Genomic DNA, 17,178 nt, shown 5'->3' with positions numbered 1-17,178 from the left:
GCGGTCAGGCCGACACATCCCCGGCGGCGTCGAGCGCCCGGGCCCGGTCGCCGGGCACGAGCCCGATCCGGGTGCGGCGGTCGAGGATGTCGTCGACGTCGAGGGCGCCCTCGTGGGTGACGGCGAATTCCAGTTCGGCGCGGCTGACGTCGAGCCCGGGGACGATCGGTTCCAGCCGGCGCGGGTCCGCGGCGAGCAGGGCCGCCTCGGTGCCGTAGCGCCGCACCAGGTTCGCCGGGGCGGCGACGGTGCGCAGCACGGCAGGAGTCGCGGCGCCGACGAGGGGGAGCCGCTGGGTGCGGCACGGCCCGACACGCAGTCCGGCCGTCTCGACGGCCGCGTCGACGGCGTCCTGCGCCATCCGCCGGTAGGTGGTGAGCTTGCCGCCGACGATGCCGATCGGACCGGACTCGGAGCGCACGACCGCGTGCCGGCGCGACAGGTCCGCGGTGCCGCCGCCGGTGTCGGTACCCGGCGCGGAGGAGTCGAGCAGCGGCCGCAGACCCGCGAAGGTGCCGAGGACGTCGTTGCGGGTCAGGGGCACGGCGAGGGCCGTGTTGGCGGTGTCGAGGAGGAAGTCGATCTCACCGTCGGTGGCCTGCGGGACGTCGGGCAGCGCGCCGGGCGCCTCCTCGTCGGTCAGTCCCAGATAGATGCGGCCCAGCTGGGCGGGCAGCGCGAAGACGAACCGGTTGGTGGCGCCGGGAATCGGCACGGTGAGCGCGGCCGTGGGGTTGCCGAGGGCGGCGGCGGCGAGCACGAGGTGGGTGCCGCGGCTCGGTCGCAGCCGGATCGACGGATCCACCTGTCCCGCCCATACCCCCGCCGCGTTGATCACGGCGCGGGCCGTCACCCGCACCTCGGTGCCGGTGAGGGTGTCGCGCAGGGCGGCGCCGTCGGCCGTGACGGAGTGGGCGTCGACGCGGGTGAGGATGCGGGCGCCGTAGGAGGCGGCGGTGCGGGCGAGGGCGACGACGAGCCGGGCGTCGTCGACGAGCTGGCCGTCGTAGGCGAGCAGTCCCCCGCGCAGCCCGTCGCGCCGGACGGCGGGGACCAGGTCGGCGGCGCGCCCCGCGCCGATGCGGCGCGAGCGCGGCAGCACCGCGGACGGCGTGTGCGCGGAGACCCGCAGGGCGTCGCCGGCGAGGAACCCGGTGCGCACGAGCGCGGCCTCGCCGCGGCCGACCGACGGCAGCAGCGGCACCAGCTGCGGCATCGCGCGCACCAGGTGCGGCGCCGTGTGGGTCATGAGAATTCCCCGCTCGACGGCACTTTCGCGGGCGATACCGATGTTCCCGGTGGCGAGATAGCGCAGGCCGCCGTGGACGAGCTTCGAACTCCACCGGCTGGTGCCGAAGGCGAGATCGTGCCGTTCGACGAGGACGACGCTCAGGCCGCGCGACGCGGCGTCGAGCGCGGCGCCGGCGCCGGTGACACCGCCGCCGACGACGAGCACGTCGACGGTGGGCCGGGCGGCGAGGTCGTCGAGTTCCCGGCGGCGGCGGGCGGCGTCGAGGGCACTGGAGGCGGGTCCGGTCACGGGCGATCCTCCCCGGAGGGTGCGAGATAGGTGTCGACGGCGTGCGCCAGCTCGGCGAGCAGGGCCGCCCGGTCGACCACCTCGGTGACCATCCCGGCGGACTGCACCACGGACTGGGCGGTGAGCAGCACGAACGCGGCGAGCGCGCGGACGTCGCCGGCGCGGACGGTGCCGTCGCGCTGGCCGAGGACGAGCGCCCGGGTCAGCACCTCGAGCACTGCGTGCTGGCTGGTCCCGAGCCGGTCCACGATGTACGTCATGAGCAGGTCCGGGTCCGACCGCAGGATCTTCTCGAACAGCGGATGTGTGCCGATCTCGTCGACGGCCGTCACGACGGCCCGCACGACGCGCGGCCGGACGGGCCCCTCTTCGCGGAGATCGGGCAGGACGGCGCGGATCTCACGGGTGAGAAGGTCCGCGACCAGGGCACGGGTGTCGGGCCAGCGGCGATAGACCGTGGGGCGGCTGACACCGGCGCGCCGCGCCACCTCGGCGAGGGTGGTGCGCCGCAGTCCGAAGTCGAGCAGGCACGAGCGGGTGGCGTCGAGGATCTGGTTCTCGACGGTTGCCGCCGGCGGGCCGGAAGACCGGATCTCATCGTTACGAATAGACATTGTATGTAACACTGTAACGCATGACTGTGAGGTTCACACCGCAACACCCCACCGCCGCAGCCGAGATGGAGTGGGACGCGTGGGGCACGGCGGACCGCCGGAAGGAACTCGGCGAGGGCGTCCGCACACTGCTTCGACAGGCTCTCGGCGTGGACACCGAGCGCGCCCGTTCGCTGCCCGAGACCGCCGTGCGGCTCACCCCGTCCCGGCTGGACACCCGGCACCACCAGGGCCTGCGGCGCATCGTCGGTCCGGAACACGTCGCCGACGACGACGCGGCCCGGCTCCGTCACGCCGGCGGCAAGAGCACCCTCGACCTGCTGCGGCGACAGAACCCCGGCCCGCAGGACGGTCCCGACGCGGTGCTGCGGCCCGGCAGCCACGACGAGGTGCTCGCCGTACTCGACTACTGCACGGGCGAGGGGATCGCCGTCGTGCCGTTCGGCGGCGGCACCAGCGTCGTCGGCGGGCTGGATCCGGTGCGCGACGGCTTCGAGGCCGTCGTCGCAGTGGACCTGCAACGGATGAACGCGCTCACCGATCTCGATCCGGTCTCCGGTCTGGCGACGCTGCAGGCCGGCGCGACCGGACCGCAGGCCGAGGAGCTGCTCGGTGCCCACGGCTTCTCGCTCGGGCACTTCCCGCAGAGCTTCCGCCACGCGACCGTGGGCGGGTTCGCCGTCACCCGATCCTCCGGCCAGGCCTCCGCGGGCCACGGCCGGTTCGACGAGATGGTCGAGCACCTCGTCGTCGCCACCCCGCGCGGTACCGTCCGGGCGGGCCGCGCCCCGGCCTCGGCCGCGGGCCCGGACCTGCGGCAACTGTTCCTCGGGTCCGAGGGCCTGTTCGGCATCGTCACCGAGGTCGGCGTGCGAATCCACCCGATCCCCGCCGCGACCGCCCACCGCGCCTGGTCGTTTCCCGACTTCGCCACGGGTGCGGACGCCCTGCGCACCCTCGTGCAGACCGGCGCCGTCCCCACCGTGCTGCGCCTGTCGGACGAGACCGAGACCGCGACGAACCTCGCGTTGCACGAGCACATCGGTGCGACCGCCCCCACCGGATGCCTGGCCGTGACCACCGTCGAGGGCACCGCCGAACACGTACGAGCCCGCGCCGCGGAGGTCGACGCCCTGCTCTCGACCCTGGGCGGCACCGACCTCGGAGAAGAGCCGGCCCGCGCCTGGGAGCAGGGACGGTTCGACGCACCGCACCTGCGCGACGCCCTGCTGCGGGTCGGGGCACTCGCCGAGACCCTCGAAACCGCCACCACGTGGAGCAATCTGGCGCGGCTGCGGACGGCGGTGACCGATGCGCTCACCGCCTCCCTGCAGGAACAGGGCACCCCGCCACTGGTGCTGTGCCACATCTCGCACACCTACCCCACCGGCGCGTCCCTGTACTTCACCGTCGTGTGCGCGCAGACGGACGATCCCCTCACGCAGTGGTCGGCGGCCAAGCGCGCCGCCACGGACGCGATCATGACAGCCGGCGGCACCGTCACCCACCACCACGCGGTCGGGCGCGACCATCGGCCGTGGATGGCCGACGAGATCGGGACTCTGGGCACCGGCCTGCTCCGCGCGGTCAAGGACGCACTCGACCCGCTCGGCATCCTCAACCCTGGAAAGCTGCTGCCGTGATCGAATCCGTCACCGTCCTGACGAACCCGGCCGCGGGCCCGCACACCGCGCGCGCGACGAGGTCCGCCACGGCCCGGCTGCGCGAACGGGGCCTGCGCGTCACCGAGATCGCCGGCGACACCCCGCAACACTCCCTCGAACTGGTGCGCCACGCCGTCGCCGAGGGAACCGGGGCACTCGTCGCGGTCGGCGGGGACGGGCTCGTCTGGCTCGCCTGGCAGGCGCTCGCGCAGACCGGGATTCCGCTCGGCATCGTCCCGGCCGGGACCGGCAACGACCTCGCCCGCGTCCTGCATGTGCCGTCGGATCCGGTGGCGGCGGCCGACGTGATCGCCGACGGGGCCACAAGGACGATCGACCTCGGAAGGGTCCGGGCGCCCGGGCGGCCGGACCACTGGTTCGGCACCGTGCTCGCCAGCGGATTCGACTCCCTGGTCACCGACCGCGCCAACCGGATGCGCCGGCCGCGCGGCCGGTTGCGCTACAACGTCGCGATGGTCGCGGAACTGGCGAATCTCCGCCTGCTGCCGTATCGCATCACGCTGGACGGCGACGACCTCGACGTGGCGGCGACGATGGTGGCCGTGGGCAATGCCTCCACCTACGGGGGCGGCATGCGCATCGCGCCGGACGCGCGTCTCGACGACGGCCTCCTCGACGTCGTGATCGTGACCTCGGCCAACCGGACCCGCCTGCTGCGCCTGTTCCCCACCGTCTACCGCGGCACCCACGTCGACCTGGACGAGGTGAACGTGCACCGCGCCCGGCGGGTGCGGCTCGAGTGTCCCGGCATCTCCGCCTACGCGGACGGCGAACCGCTCGGACCGCTGCCCGTGGACGTCGAGGCCGTGCCCGGTGCCGGAGTCGTCCTCGTACCCGGCGGTCAGCCCCCGAACGTGTAGAGCTCGAACCCGGCGGCCCGTTCCGCCGCGAACCCGGGCAGAGCGGCCGTGGCCGACTCCACCTGCGCCCGGGCCTGGTCGAGCACGGGGGTGGGCGCGAGTGCCTCGAGATAGCGGCGGTGCTCGGCGAGGGACGCGACGCCGTCCTCGACGGTGTCGGTGACGTCCACTCCGTGAGTGGGAGACGTGGTGCTCACCGCCACCCACCGCACCCCCGGCCACGGCGGCAGACCCTGCTCGGCCAGGTCCGGGAAGATCCACTCGTTCGCCGCGTCGGTGACCGCGTCGAGCACGCTCAGCCCCAGGGCACGGTGGTCGGCGCTGTTGAGGACGCCGGGGAACCACGTGAGCCCGAAGTTGCCGGTCACCACCATCTCGGGTCGGTGCCGCCGGATCGCCGCCGCAAGATCGCGGCGCAGGTCCGGCCCCGCCACCAGGCGGCCGTCGGGATGCCCGAGGAACTCGACCACCTCGACCCCGACGACCCGGGCGGATGCCCGCTCCTCCTGCTCGCGCAGCGGCCCGCACGCGGCCGGCGGCAGGCCCGCGATGCCGGCCTCGCCGCTGGTCGCCAGGACGTAGCGCACCTCCTTGCCCTGTCGGGTCCACCGCGCCACCGCGGACGCCGCGCCGTACTCGATGTCGTCGGGGTGCGCGGCGATCACGAGCGCCCGCTGCCAGTCCTCCGGTACCGGTTCCATTCGTCCACTATCGCCGATCACGATGCGGGGGTGGGGGCCTCGCGCATACTGGACGGCGTGTCGTGGTCCGGGCTCGTCGAAGCAGCGCTCGACATGCGGTTGACGACGACGGCGGCGGCCGTGGTGTTCACCGTCCTCACTGTCGCCGGCCTGGCCGCCCTGGCCGCGCGACGGCACCGCCGCTGGCTCCTGACGGGGATTCCGACGGCCGTCGCGCTGACCCTGGTGCTGGTGGTGCTCGCCGCCGTGCTCGTCGAGCAGGTGTGGCGACCGTTCCCGGATCGGTTGCCTCGGGATGTGTACGCGTGGACCGCCGTCGCCGTCCTCGCCGTCGCGCTCCTGGCCGGCCGGTGGCTCGTCCGCCGCCGGGACCGGGCGCGTCCGCTCGTCGCGGCCGGCCTCGTCGTCGCCGCACTGGCGGTGGTGGTGGCGGGTGCGGGGCGGATCAACGCGGTGTTCGACGCCTACCCCACCGTGCGTTCCGCCCTCGGCATGACCGACTACCGCACCGTGCCGCTCGACGCGGCCCTGGCACCGGCCACGGCGACGGTCGCTCGGCGGCCGCTGTCCGAGACCTGGTCGCCCCCGGCCGATCTGCCCGCGACCGGCGCGGTGACGACCACCCCGATCCCCGGCGCAGTGTCGGGATTCCGCGCCCGCGACGCGCGGATCTACCTGCCACCCGCCTACTTCGCCGATCCGCGCCCCGAACTCCCGGTGCTGGTGCTGCTCGCCGGCCAGCCCGGCAGCACCGACGACTGGCTGATCGGGGGCCGGCTGCCGCAGATCATGGACGCGTTCGCGGCCGGGCACGAGGGGCTGGCACCGGTCGTCGTGCTCGCCGACGGCACCGGCGGCCAGTTCGACAACCCGCTGTGCGCCGATTCCCGCCTCGGCAACGCCGCGACCTACCTGGCGCTCGACGTGCCCGCCTGGGTCCGCGAGCACCTGCAGGTCGACGACGATCCCGCGGGCTGGGCGATCGGCGGGCTCTCGTACGGAGGCACGTGCGCGTTGCAGCTCGCGACCGCCCGCCCCGAGGTGTACCCCACGTTCCTCGACTTCTCCGGCCAGGCCGAGCCGACCCTCGGCGATCGGGACCGCACGATCCGCGAGGTGTTCGGCGGCGACACGGAGGCGTTCGCGCGGAACAACCCTGCCGACCTGCTGGCCCGCAACCGCTACCCCGGCTCGGCAGGGGCGTTCGTCGTGGGCCTCGACGACAGCGAATACCGTTCGGGAATCGAACAACTCACGACGGCGGCCCGGGCCGCCGGCATGGACGTCCACCTCACGGAACTGCCGGGAGCGCACAGCTTCGCGGTGTGGTCCGCCGGACTCGAGAAGGAGCTGCCGTGGCTCAGCCGCCGACTCGGCCTCGTCGCCCCGTGATCGCGCGCAGCGGCGCGGCGCTGCGCCGGGCCCCCGTCGCTCTGACCCTGCTCGCGGCGATGTGGGTGCTCGCGATCGCCACCGGGTCCGTGTGGCGCGGGCCGTCCCACGACCTGGCCCTCGACGTCTCCCTCGGCACCCGTAGCTTCGGCGAGGGGCATCCGTGGGTGCTCTGGACGTCCGGGCTCTTCGCGTCCGGCCTCGGCGAGTACGTCCTGTCGAGCGTGGCGATCCTCGCCGTCGCGGTGCCGGTGGAGAACCGCCTCGGCAGCCGCAGATTCGCACTCGCCGCGGCGCTCTCGCAGGGTGCGGGTGCCGCGCTCGCCCTGCTGGTGGCGCTGCTGGCGTCGACCGTGCCGAACTCGTGGGGCTTCGAGCTGCACGGGCACCTGACCGAGGATCCCCTGCCGTGGGTGCTCGGCACCCTGCTCGCCGCCACCGCGGCGATGGGTACGCTGTGGCGGCGCCGCATCCGCACCCTGGTGCTGGTGTTCCTCGTGACGAGCGCCCTGTTCGCGGGGCACCTGCAGGACGTGGTGCGGCTCTGCGCGGCGCTGGCAGGCCTGTTCCTCGGACCCGTGCTGTTCGGCCGCGCGGCCCGGGGCCCGGCGCTCGGCGGCACCGTGCGGGAGCGCCGCACCCTCGTGGCGCTGGTGGTCGCCGCCAGCGTCCTCGGCCCGATCCTGGCGGCGTTCTCCCCCCACGCCATCGGGCCGCTCTCGGCGCTGCGGGAGCTGTTCGACCAGGTCCCGTACAGCGCACGGGAACTGGTCGACATCTGCGCCGACCCGGCCCTGCGTGACGAGTGCCGCAAGGGGCGGCAGGCGCTGCGCCTGTCCGGGATCGGACCGCTGGTGATGAACCTGATGCCGTCGGCGGTGCTGCTCGTGGGAGCGGAGGGACTGCGCCGGGGCCGCCGCGCCGCATGGCTGCTCTCGGTGTGGGGGCACGTCGCCCTGATCGCGGTGGCCGCCGTCAGCGCGGTCGTGCAGATCACCGAGCAGGAGGAGACCCGGTCGCTGCTGTACGGCACCCGCCGCACCAGCTCGGTGTACATGGAACTCGCTCCGCTGCTGGCCCTCGTCGCGGTCCTCGTGCTGCTGCTGATGACCCGCCGGCTGTTCGGGGTGCGCGCCCCGCGCGGGACGTATCCGCGAGTGTGGCTGGGCACCGCCGCCGCGGCGGGTACCGCGCTCGTCACCTACGTGGTGGTGGGGGCGCTGCTCGCCGACGGCTTCGACCGCGACCCCGGCGGCGCCACGCTGGTGCGCGACGCGCCGCGACGTCTCGTCCCACCCGTGTATCTGCAGCTGTTCGAGCCGCCGGTACTGCCGCTGACCCCGGCCGCCACGCTGCTGTTCGAGTGGGTGGGGGTGCTGGTGTGGGCCGCGTTCTGCCTGTTGATGGTCCGGAGCTTCCTGGTCCCCGCTCTCGGGCACGATCCCGGCGACGAACACCGGGTGCGTGCACTGCTGCACTCCCCCGGCGGCACCTCGCTGTCGTGGATGACGACGTGGCCCGGCAACCACTACTGGTTCGGCGAGGACGGCCGGCACGCCGTGGCCTACCGCGTGCACTCGGGTGTCGCCCTGACCACGGGCGACCCGGTGGGTGATCCGGCCGGCCTGGAGAACGCGATCGACGAGTTCGCCGCGTACTGCCTCGGCAACGGCTGGACCCCGTGCTTCTACTCCGTCGGGGAGGACACCGCCGCGATCGCCCGGGACCACGGCTGGAGCTGTCTGCGGGTGGCCGAGGAGACGGTCGTCGCGCTTCCCGGCCTCGCGTTCAAGGGTAAGAAGTTCCAGGACGTCCGCACCGCCCTCAACCGCGCCGCCAAGGACGGCGTGGAGGCGCGGTGGACGACGTTCACCGAGGCGCCGTTGCCGGTGACGGAGCAGATCGTCGAGATCTCCGAGGAATGGGTCGCCGACAAGGGCCTCCCCGAGATGGGCTTCACCCTCGGTGGGCTCGAGGAACTGCGCGACCCCGAGGTGCGGCTGCTCCTGGCGATCGACGCGGACGACCACGTGCACGCCGTGACGTCGTGGATGCCGGTCTACCGGGACGGCGCCCTGGTCGGCCTGACCCTCGACTTCATGCGCCGCCGCTCCGACGGCTTCCGTCCCGCGATGGAGTTCCTCATCGCCTCGGCCGCCATGTCCGCGCAGGAACAGGGCCTCGAGTTCCTCAGCCTGTCCGGCGCGCCGCTCGCCGGCGCCGACCCGTCGTCGGCCGGCGCCCTCGACCGCGGCGCGCTCGACGCGCTGCTCGACCTGCTGGGCCGCACCCTCGAGCCGGTCTACGGCTTCCGGTCGCTGCTCGCCTTCAAGGCGAAGTTCCAGCCGCAGCACCGGCCCATGTACCTGGTGTTCCCGGACGCCGCGGCCCTGCCCACGATCGGCATCGCCGTCGGTCATGCGTACCTGCCCGACGTGTCGCTCGGGCAGGGTCGCCGGCTGCTCGCACAGTTGCTGCGGCGCTGAGCCGCCGCGACCACATCACACGTGGGTGATGTGGTCGTCCTTGCTGCCGGCCACGGCCTTGTACAGCATGTAGCCGCCGAAGATCAGCGCGCTCACCACGAGAATCCCGAACAGGTGCTCCGCGAGCGCCCCGACCACCACGAGGGCGATCCACACCAGCGCCACCACACCCACGATCTTCCAGAACATCGTCTTCTCCTTGCGTCGTTGCCGTTCGTTGTCGATCGTGACACCCCACGGTCGGAAAAACACCAGGTCAACGCAGAGATCAGGGAAAGATGGGTGGTTACCCGGAGGCCGGTGCGGCCCTGTTCGGGGGCCGGCCCGGAGCGGGGTGGTGAGAAGGAGCACGCCGCGGCGACATACCCTCGACAGGTTCGGTCCCCTCGTCAGAAGGCTGAGAATCGTGTCCTCGACCCGCCGCACGCCCGCCCGCGACCTGGCGCAGATCGCCGTGTTCGCCGCCCTGATCATCGCTCTGGGTCTGCCCGGGCAGATCACCGTCGGCTCGTCGGGCGTGCCGATCACGCTGCAGACGCTGGGCGTGATGCTCGCCGGGGCGCTGCTCGGCGTCCGCAAGGGCGTGCTGTCGGTGGCCACGGTGATCGTGCTGGGCCTGGCGCTGCCGGTGCTCGCCGGGGGACGCACGACCCTCACGGCGCTGGCCGGCCCGACGGTCGGCTTCCTGCTCGGCTGGCTTCCCGCCGTCGCGGTGATCGGCTGGCTCTCGGCGCGCATGCTGCCCCGCTACCGGGTGCTGCCGGGCATCGCCGTCAACGTCCTCGGTGGCATCGTCGTGCTCTACGTCTTCGGTATCGCCGGCATGCTCGCACGCACCGATCTCACGCTGTGGGCGGCGCTGAGCGCGAACGCCACCTTCCTGCCCGGTGACCTGCTCAAGGCCGTCGTCGCGGCGGTCGTCGCCGCCCAGGTGCACCGCGCCTACCCGGCCCTGCTCAGCCCGAGCGCACCGGCACGCCCGGCCACCGACCCCGCGCGCTGAGCGCCGGGCCGGGCACGACCGCATGAGCGAGATCCGCTTCCGGCAGGTGGGCCACGCCTACGGTGAGCGCACCGTCCTCGACGGCATCGACGTGACCCTCACCGAGCGCCGCGTCGGGATCGTCGGCGCCAACGGCAGCGGCAAGTCCACCCTGGCCCGGATGATCAACGGGCTGGTGATCCCGACCTCCGGCACGGTCACGGTGGACGGCCTGGACACCGCCCGCAAGGCCCGCGAGGTGCGCCGGCGCGTGGGATTCGTCTTCACCGATCCCGACCATCAGATCGTGATGCCCACGGTCGCGGAAGACGTCGCCTTCTCCCTGCGCCGCAGCGGACTGAGCAAGGCCGAGCGCGCGGAGCGGGTACGGCGGGTGCTCGCCGACTTCGGGCTGGCCGGGCACCACGACCACCCGAGTCACCTGCTCTCCGGCGGGCAGAAGCAGCTCCTGGCCCTCGCGGCGATCATGGTCACCGATCCGCAGGTGCTGGTGGCGGACGAGCCCACCACGCTGCTGGATCTGCGCAACGCCCGGCTGATCGCGCGGACCTTCGCCGCCCTCGAGCAGCAACTGGTGGTGGTCACCCACCATCTGGACCTGCTGACCGGCTTCGACCGGGTGCTCGTCGTCGACTGTGGGCGCGTCGTCGCCGACGACACACCCGGCCCGGCGATCGCCTACTACCGCAGGCTGGTCGCGTGAGCACCCTGGGCTTGTACCATCGCGCGGCGTCGCCGTTGCACCGGGCGCCGGCGGGCCCGAAGCTGCTGGTCACCGCGGTGCTCATCGTCGCGCTCACGGTGTGGATGCGGCAACCGTGGCAGGTGCCGGTGGCCGGGGCGGTCGTGCTCGGGCTCTACCTGCTGGCGCGGATCCCGCCCCGGCCCGCGCTGCGACAGCTCCGGCCGCTGTTGTGGATGCTCGTGGTGATCGCGGCGTTCCAGGTGCTGCTCGCCGGCTGGGAGCGGGCGGTGGTGGTGTCCGGTCAGCTGCTGGTTGCCGTGGCCCTCGCCGCGCTGGTGACGCTGACCACCCGGGTGAGCGACATGCTCGATGCGATCGTGGCGGGGCTGGGCCCGTTCCGGCGGGTCGGCGTGGATCCGGAACGGGTCGGCCTCGTGCTGGTGATGACCGTCCGGGCCGTCCCGATGCTCGGCGGGATCGTCGCGCAGGTGACCGAGGCACGCAAGGCCCGCGGGCTCGGCTTCTCGCTGCGGGCCCTTGCGGTGCCCGTCGTCGTGGGGGCGTTGCTGACCGCGGAGGCGATGGGCGAGGCCCTCGTCGCCCGCGGCCTGGACGACTGAGCCACCGGGACGACGTCAGTACCGGTAGCGGCCCTCGATCTGCCGGATCTCCCGCCACGACTGGGCCCAGCTCTCGAGCCGGTCCGAGGCCGAGATCAGCTCGGCGCGCTGGCGGTCGAGCAGGGCCATCGAACGGGTTCCGTCGGGGGCCGCCGCGAGCCGGGCCGCGGCGGCGACGAGTTCCTCGAATTGGTCGACGCCCGTGTCGAGTCGCTGTCCGGCGGCCGCGACGGCCGCCCCGAGGTGCGCCCCGGCGGCGGCGCTGTCCCGGGCGGCGGATTCGAGCGCGACCACATCCACCGCGACAGCCTCGAGCGCGTCGGAGGCCTCCCGGGCGGCCGCGGCGATCTCCTCGAGGTCGTCGGCGGCGACGGTGCGGGAACGAGCCAGCACCGACAGCAACTGGGCGAGGCTCTGTTCGTCGCTCGCCAGCCGGGCCATCGGGGCCCGCGCGACGGAACCCGACGGCGGCAGGGCCCGGCGGGCGGGTGCCGGCGGCGGCAGCGGCACGGCGTCGAGGCGCCGGAAGGTACGCACCGCCAGCACGGCGGGCACGACGAGCGCGGCGGTCGTCCCGCCGGTGGCGACGATGGTCCAGTCGGGAGCCGACGCGGCCACCAGCGTCGCGGTGCCGACACCGCTCATTCCGGAGGCTGCGCCGAACAGGCGGGCACGCCGGCGGGCGCGGCGCTTCTTGCGGCGCACCCGGGCCGCGGGGTCGTTCCAGCGGCGCGCCGCCTCGACCACGCTGCCGGTCATGTCCCGGAGCGCAGCCGCAGCCGGACCGGGGAACTGTCCGGTCCGGCCGCGTGCGGGTGTGTTCATTGCGTTGCCGCGTTTCTGCCGTCTGCCATCGACCCCGGCGCTACTGCGAGCCGGCGCTTCCCGCCGCCGACGGCGGTTCCTTGGTGGGGTTGACCGCGGGGGTCGCGGGTGCCGCCGCGCCAGGCAGCGCCTCGCCCTTCATGGAGGCCCGGATCTGCTCGAGACGGCTGTGGCCGGCCATCTGGACGGTGGCCTGCTGGACCTCGAGCATCCGGCCGTGCACCGAGTTCTGCGCGAGCTCGGCGGATCCGAGCGCGGTGGCGTAACGACGCTCGATCTTCTCGCGGACCGCGTCGAGACTCGGCGTGGTGCCGGGCGCGGCGAGCGTCGAGTCCATCGAGCGCAGGGACTCGCTCACGCGCTCCTGCATCTTGGCCTGCTCGAGCTGGCTGAGCAGCTTGGTGCGCTCGGCCACCTTCTGCTGGAGAGCCATCGCGTTCTGCTCGACGGCCTTCTTCGCCTGCGCCGCAGCCTGCAGCGACTGATCGTGCAGCACCTTCAGATCCTCGACGGACTGCTCGGCGGTCACCAGCTGGGCCGCGAACGCCTCCGCGGCGTTCGTGTACTGGATGGCCTTCTCGGTGTCGCCGGCGGCGTTGGCCTGATCCGCCATGAGCACGGCCTGCCGCGCGCTCGCGTTGAGCTTCTCGACCTCGTCGAGCTGACGGTTGAGTTTCATCTCGAGCTGACGCTGATTGCCGATGACGGACGCGGCCTGCTGGGACAGTGCCTGGTGCTGGCGCTGCGCGTCCTCGATCGCCTGCTGAATCTGGACCTTCGGATCGGCCTTCTCATCGATCTTCGAGTTGAAGAGCGCCATCAGGTACTTCCAACCCTTGACGAACGGATTAGCCATGGGAGTGATCCTGCCTCCATCTGGTACGCCGCGGCGAACGCGACCCGGTGCGCGGCCCTCGCGCACCGTTTCCGGTCGGCCGTGTGATCCCCGCGTACCCGGCCGCCGTGTGTCCCGAGCCACCCCCCGGTGGTGACCCGAATTGTGTCGCTTTCGGCCGCGTCCGGCCAGGCCGGCGCGGTCCGTCCTCCATGTTATGCGGCGGCCAGCGCGCGTGCCGCCGGCGGCGGGATCACCACACGCGTGTCCTGCGCCACGAGCGCCGCGTGCTCGGCGGCGCGGGCGTCCGAGTCCCGGGACTTCGGCTCGGCCCCGAGACCTGCCGCCGCCCCGACCGGGGTCCGGCCGCGGGCGGGAACCGCATCGGCAAGCGACTCACTGACGTCGAAGAGCACGTCGGACAAGGGGACGTCGAGGGCGTCGCAGATCGCGGCGAGCAGTTCGCTCGACGCCTCCTTGCGCCCGCGTTCGATCTCGGAGAGGTAGCCGAGGCTGACCCGGGCGCTGCTGGAGACCTCACGCAGGGTGCGGCTCTGCGAAACGCGGGTGCGCCGAAGACTGTCACCGATTGCCTCACGCAACAACAGCGCCATCCCATCCTCCTTCGTCCGTCGTCGCTCAACCCGTCAACGCACGACGCACGTCGCCGGGTTCCCGGCTCCCCGCCCGGGCACGAAAACCCTGCCGGGCGCGGCTCCGCACGGGTCCGGCTGCCACCGGTACCGCGGTGTCAAGACACTACATCCCCGCGGCGCCGCGCACGCGGGTGAGTAGGCCCGACACGGCGGCACGGGCAGCGCCGGCCCGGATGTCCCACCGGTCCCCGCGCACCGGCGGGCGGGTGACCACCGTGCCGCCCGGCCCGGCGATCCCGAGATACAGCGTGCCCGGCGGGTGCCCGTCCTGCGGGTCCGGTCCGGCCACGCCGGTGATGCCCACGCCCCACGTCGCTCCGCAGCGAGCCGCTGCGCCCTCGGCCAGGGCCGCGGCGGTGGACTCGGAGACCGGCCCGTCCGCCGCGAGCCGTTCCGGGTCCACCCCGCCCAGGGTGGACTTGAGGTCGGTGGCGTAGACGATCAGCCCCCCGCGCAGCACCACGCTGGCGCCGGGTACCCCGGCGATCGTCGCCGCAATCAGCCCGGCCGTGAGTGATTCGGCCGTGGCCACCGTCTGCCGCCGCGCGGCCAGGGTCGCGACCAGCTCCGCGGCCGCGGTGCCGGGAACGAGCGGGTCGGGCACCGCCTCACTCCCCGTGCTGTTGTTCGACGCGGTGCACCCCGGCGCGCAGCCGCGCCGCCTGGACCACGTAGTCGATGCCGGTGCCCACCGTCAGGATCACCGCAAGTCCCATGAGGGCGACGGCGAAGGGCATCGCCGCCTCCGGCAGCGGCAGCAGGTACAGCACGATCGCGAGCGTCTGGACCAGGGTCTTGGCCTTCCCGCCGCGGCTGGCGGGGATCACCGCGTGCCGCAGCACGAAGAAGCGCAGCGCCGTGACGCCGAGCTCGCGGGCCGCGATGATGCCGGTCACCCACCACGACAGGTCACCGAGCAGCGACAGGCCCACGAGGGCGGCGCCGATGAGCGCCTTGTCGGCGATCGGATCGGCGAGCTTGCCGAAATCGGTCACGAGTCCGTACTTGCGGGCGAGCTGTCCGTCGATGCGGTCCGTGATCGCCGCGACGGCGAACACACCCGTCGCGGCGATGCGCCACGCGACGTCGTGACCGTCGCCCACGAACAGCACCAGAAGGAAGACCGGCACCAGAACGATCCGCAGCATGGTGAGGATGTTGGCGATGTTCCACAGCGGGACCGGCTCCGCGGCCGCGGGGGCATGCGGCCCGGGAGCCGCCGCCGCACCGCCGGTTCCGGCCACCTCCGGATGCGGCGCGCTCACGCCGGCCTCCGCGCCACGGACGTCGCCGCAGGACGAGGCGGACCCGGGTCCGCCGGGGCGACACGTAAGCATGGGGATCCGACCGGCACACGGACACAATATCGGTAGAGCGACCGGCTACTGTTCACCACTATGACTTCGCGGACGACGGACCAGGAGACTCACGACCGCATCCTCGTACGACGTGCGCGAACCGGCGACATTCCGGAGATCAAGCGGCTGGTCGACATCTACTCGGGCAAGATCCTCCTGGAAAAGAACCTCGTCACGCTGTACGAGGCCGTGCAGGAGTTCTGGGTGGCCGAGACGGCGGGCACCGTGGTCGGCTGCGGGGCCCTGCACGTGCTGTGGTCCGACCTGGGCGAGATCCGGACCGTCGCAGTGGATCCCCGGGTCAAGGGTCGCGGGGTCGGCCATCTCGTGGTGTCCCGCCTGATCGACGTCGCCCGCGAACTCGAACTCGAACGGCTGTTCGTGCTCACGTTCGAGGTCGAGTTCTTCGGCCGGCACGGATTCACCGAGATCGACGGCACACCCGTCACCGCCGAGGTGTACGCGGAGATGTGCCGCTCGTACGACACCGGTGTCGCCGAGTTCCTGGATCTGAGCTACGTCAAACCGAACACCCTCGGAAACACCCGGATGCTGCTCACGCTCTGAGCCGCCCCCTTCCGCCCACCTGTCACGAATGCGAGGACCCATGCCCCTGTTCGCCGTCGAGTACACCTACTCCGAGGCCACCGCGAGCGGCCGCGACGAGCACCGGCCCGCCCACCGCGGCTGGCTCGGCGAACTCGTCGAGGCCGGGACGGTGCGCGCGACCGGCCCGTGGGCCGACGGGTCCGGCGCACTGATCGTCGTCGAGGCCGCGGACGAGCCCGCGGTGCGGGAGGTCGTGGCTCAGGATCCGTTCGCCCGTCAGGGGCTGCTCGACGAGGTCCGGATCACGCAGTGGCTCCCGGTAATGGGCGTCTTCAACGACTGACGCCCGTCACCGGCGCGGCGGGAAGGTCAGGTGAGGTCGGCCTTCTCGCTGCGCGTCTTGAGCAGGCTCGCGACGGTCGTCACCACCAGCACGCCGACGATCACGCCCAGCGACAGCCAGGTCGAGATCTCCGGCACCGCGACGTGCTCACCGCCGTTGACGAACGACAGGGTGTTCTCGTGCAGCGCGTGCAGCACCAGCTTGACGCCGATGAACGCGAGGATCACGGACAGGCCGTAGGACAGGTAGACCAACCGCTCGAGCAGACCGCCGATGAGGAAGAACAGCTGCCGCAGGCCCATCAGGGCGAACGCGTTGGCGGTGAACACCAGGTAGGGCTCGCTGGTGAGGCCGTAGATCGCCGGGATCGAGTCGAGCGCGAACAGGATGTCGGTGAAGCCGATGGCGGCGAGGGCGAGCAGCATCGGGGTGGCGAAGCGCTTGCCGTCGATCCGGGTGAACAGCTTGTCGCCGTGGTACTCGTCGGTGGTCGGGTACACCTTGCGGACCAGCGAGACGATGCGGTTCTCCCGCTCCTTCTCGTGCTCGACCTCGTCTCCGTGCTCGCGGATCAGCTTGATCGCGGTGTAGATGAGGAACGCCCCGAACAGGTAGAACACCCAGCTGTAGGCGTTGATGGCCGCGGCACCCACGGCGATGAACGCCCCGCGCATCACGAGCGCCAGGACGATGCCGATCGTGAGCACCTTCTGCTGGTACTCGCGCGGCACCGCGAAGGTCGACATGATGATGACGAACACGAACAGGTTGTCGACGCTGAGGGCCTTCTCGGTGACGTAACCGGCGAAGTACTCACCGCCGTACGTCGGCCCCCAGATCGCGAACACCACGACGCCGAACACCACGGCGAGGCCGATGAACACCGCTGACCAGAAGCCTGACTCGCGCAGCGACGGCGCGTGCGGTTTGCGGACGTGGGCGTAGAAGTCGAAGACGAAGAGCCCGAGAATCACCAGGATGGTGACGATCCAGGTGAGCGGGGTGACATGCATCGGCAGATATTCC

Annotated in this window: 19 protein-coding genes; 9 read left to right on the top strand and 10 right to left on the bottom strand. The window is 72.6% G+C overall.

Annotated elements, in window-relative coordinates; all coding sequences use genetic code 11:
* Positions 1 to 4 precede the first annotated feature (4 nt).
* Both ISO16_RS01645 and ISO16_RS01640 read right to left on the bottom strand, forming a co-directional pair.
* Positions 5 to 1,540 carry a glycerol-3-phosphate dehydrogenase/oxidase gene (locus ISO16_RS01645; protein ID WP_006948267.1) on the bottom strand — a complete coding sequence of 512 codons (1,536 nt, stop codon included), beginning with the start codon at positions 1,538 to 1,540 and terminating at the stop codon, positions 5 to 7.
* Positions 1,537 to 2,154, bottom strand: a complete 618-nt coding sequence (locus ISO16_RS01640) for a TetR/AcrR family transcriptional regulator (protein ID WP_029543340.1) — start codon at positions 2,152 to 2,154, stop codon at positions 1,537 to 1,539. Before ISO16_RS01640 ends, ISO16_RS01645 begins: the two co-directional genes overlap by 4 nt.
* Before the next feature lie 20 nt (positions 2,155 to 2,174).
* Between ISO16_RS01640 and ISO16_RS01635 the strand changes: the two genes are divergently transcribed.
* Positions 2,175 to 3,797 carry an FAD-binding oxidoreductase gene (locus tag ISO16_RS01635; RefSeq protein WP_072635133.1) on the top strand — a complete coding sequence of 541 codons (1,623 nt, stop codon included), beginning with the start codon at positions 2,175 to 2,177 and terminating at the stop codon, positions 3,795 to 3,797.
* Entirely contained in the window at positions 3,794 to 4,699 is a 906-nt protein-coding gene (locus tag ISO16_RS01630; protein ID WP_072635132.1) for a diacylglycerol kinase, read from the top strand. The genes ISO16_RS01635 and ISO16_RS01630 overlap by 4 nt, the downstream gene beginning before the upstream one ends.
* Here the strand turns inward: ISO16_RS01630 and ISO16_RS01625 are convergent.
* Positions 4,681 to 5,400, bottom strand: coding sequence for a PIG-L deacetylase family protein (locus tag ISO16_RS01625; protein ID WP_006948272.1), 720 nt, complete (start codon positions 5,398 to 5,400; stop codon positions 4,681 to 4,683). The genes ISO16_RS01630 and ISO16_RS01625 overlap by 19 nt on opposite strands.
* Positions 5,401 to 5,457: 57 nt before the next feature.
* Here ISO16_RS01625 and ISO16_RS01620 point away from each other — a divergent pair, with 57 nt between their 5' ends.
* Positions 5,458 to 6,792, top strand: a complete 1,335-nt coding sequence (locus ISO16_RS01620; RefSeq protein WP_072635163.1) for an alpha/beta hydrolase — start codon at positions 5,458 to 5,460, stop codon at positions 6,790 to 6,792.
* Positions 6,789 to 9,278 carry a bifunctional lysylphosphatidylglycerol flippase/synthetase MprF gene (locus ISO16_RS01615; RefSeq protein ID WP_072635131.1) on the top strand — a complete coding sequence of 830 codons (2,490 nt, stop codon included), beginning with the start codon at positions 6,789 to 6,791 and terminating at the stop codon, positions 9,276 to 9,278. Before ISO16_RS01620 ends, ISO16_RS01615 begins: the two co-directional genes overlap by 4 nt.
* Positions 9,279 to 9,293: 15 nt before the next feature.
* Here ISO16_RS01615 and ISO16_RS01610 read toward each other — a convergent pair whose 3' ends face one another.
* Positions 9,294 to 9,467 (bottom strand): hypothetical protein, encoded by a 174-nt coding sequence (locus ISO16_RS01610; protein ID WP_029543328.1) that lies wholly within the window; start codon positions 9,465 to 9,467, stop codon positions 9,294 to 9,296.
* Positions 9,468 to 9,684: 217 nt separating this feature from the next.
* On the opposite strand from ISO16_RS01610, the gene ISO16_RS01605 reads away from it, so the two are divergent.
* From ISO16_RS01605 to ISO16_RS01595, 3 genes are read left to right on the top strand one after another with little or no spacing between them, the layout of a single operon-like run.
* Positions 9,685 to 10,281: a biotin transporter BioY gene (locus ISO16_RS01605; RefSeq protein WP_006948276.1), complete on the top strand. Its 597-nt coding sequence runs from the start codon at positions 9,685 to 9,687 to the stop codon at positions 10,279 to 10,281.
* Positions 10,282 to 10,303: 22 nt separating this feature from the next.
* Positions 10,304 to 10,984 carry an energy-coupling factor ABC transporter ATP-binding protein gene (locus ISO16_RS01600; RefSeq protein ID WP_072635130.1) on the top strand — a complete coding sequence of 227 codons (681 nt, stop codon included), beginning with the start codon at positions 10,304 to 10,306 and terminating at the stop codon, positions 10,982 to 10,984.
* Positions 10,981 to 11,586: an energy-coupling factor transporter transmembrane component T family protein gene (locus ISO16_RS01595; protein WP_006948278.1), complete on the top strand. Its 606-nt coding sequence runs from the start codon at positions 10,981 to 10,983 to the stop codon at positions 11,584 to 11,586. The genes ISO16_RS01600 and ISO16_RS01595 overlap by 4 nt, the downstream gene beginning before the upstream one ends.
* Before the next feature lie 15 nt (positions 11,587 to 11,601).
* Here ISO16_RS01595 and pspM read toward each other — a convergent pair whose 3' ends face one another.
* The 5 genes from pspM to pgsA form a co-directional block, all read right to left on the bottom strand.
* The gene (pspM, locus tag ISO16_RS01590; protein WP_029543323.1) at positions 11,602 to 12,411 is read right to left on the bottom strand and encodes a phage shock envelope stress response protein PspM; all 810 of its coding nucleotides are present in this window, start codon (positions 12,409 to 12,411) and stop codon (positions 11,602 to 11,604) included.
* A gap of 40 nt (positions 12,412 to 12,451) precedes the next feature.
* Positions 12,452 to 13,267, bottom strand: a complete 816-nt coding sequence (locus ISO16_RS01585) for a PspA/IM30 family protein (protein WP_003935651.1) — start codon at positions 13,265 to 13,267, stop codon at positions 12,452 to 12,454.
* 194 nt (positions 13,268 to 13,461) lie between these two features.
* Positions 13,462 to 13,860 carry a helix-turn-helix domain-containing protein gene (locus ISO16_RS01580; protein WP_006948280.1) on the bottom strand — a complete coding sequence of 133 codons (399 nt, stop codon included), beginning with the start codon at positions 13,858 to 13,860 and terminating at the stop codon, positions 13,462 to 13,464.
* 145 nt (positions 13,861 to 14,005) lie between these two features.
* Complete coding sequence (locus ISO16_RS01575; RefSeq protein WP_072635129.1) at positions 14,006 to 14,506, bottom strand: CinA family protein; 501 nt, start codon at positions 14,504 to 14,506, stop codon at positions 14,006 to 14,008.
* A 4-nt stretch (positions 14,507 to 14,510) separates the two neighbouring features.
* Positions 14,511 to 15,167, bottom strand: coding sequence for a CDP-diacylglycerol--glycerol-3-phosphate 3-phosphatidyltransferase (pgsA, locus tag ISO16_RS01570; protein ID WP_006948282.1), 657 nt, complete (start codon positions 15,165 to 15,167; stop codon positions 14,511 to 14,513).
* Positions 15,168 to 15,299: 132 nt separating this feature from the next.
* On the opposite strand from pgsA, the gene ISO16_RS01565 reads away from it, so the two are divergent.
* Together ISO16_RS01565 and ISO16_RS01560 are read left to right on the top strand one after the other, a co-directional pair.
* Complete coding sequence (locus ISO16_RS01565; RefSeq protein ID WP_170914076.1) at positions 15,300 to 15,827, top strand: amino-acid N-acetyltransferase; 528 nt, start codon at positions 15,300 to 15,302, stop codon at positions 15,825 to 15,827.
* Positions 15,828 to 15,867: 40 nt separating this feature from the next.
* Positions 15,868 to 16,152 (top strand): YciI family protein, encoded by a 285-nt coding sequence (locus tag ISO16_RS01560; protein WP_072635128.1) that lies wholly within the window; start codon positions 15,868 to 15,870, stop codon positions 16,150 to 16,152.
* 26 nt (positions 16,153 to 16,178) lie between these two features.
* Here ISO16_RS01560 and ISO16_RS01555 read toward each other — a convergent pair whose 3' ends face one another.
* On the bottom strand, positions 16,179 to 17,165 hold the full coding sequence (locus ISO16_RS01555; RefSeq protein WP_006948285.1) for a TerC family protein: 987 nt from the start codon (positions 17,163 to 17,165) through the stop codon (positions 16,179 to 16,181).
* Between the last annotated feature and the right edge of the window lie 13 nt (positions 17,166 to 17,178).

It is taken from the genome of Rhodococcus sp. M8 (genome assembly GCF_015654185.1).
GTDB classification, from domain to species: Bacteria; Actinomycetota; Actinomycetes; order Mycobacteriales; family Mycobacteriaceae; genus Rhodococcus; species Rhodococcus aetherivorans.
This window is presented reverse-complemented; position numbering and strand designations above follow the sequence as displayed.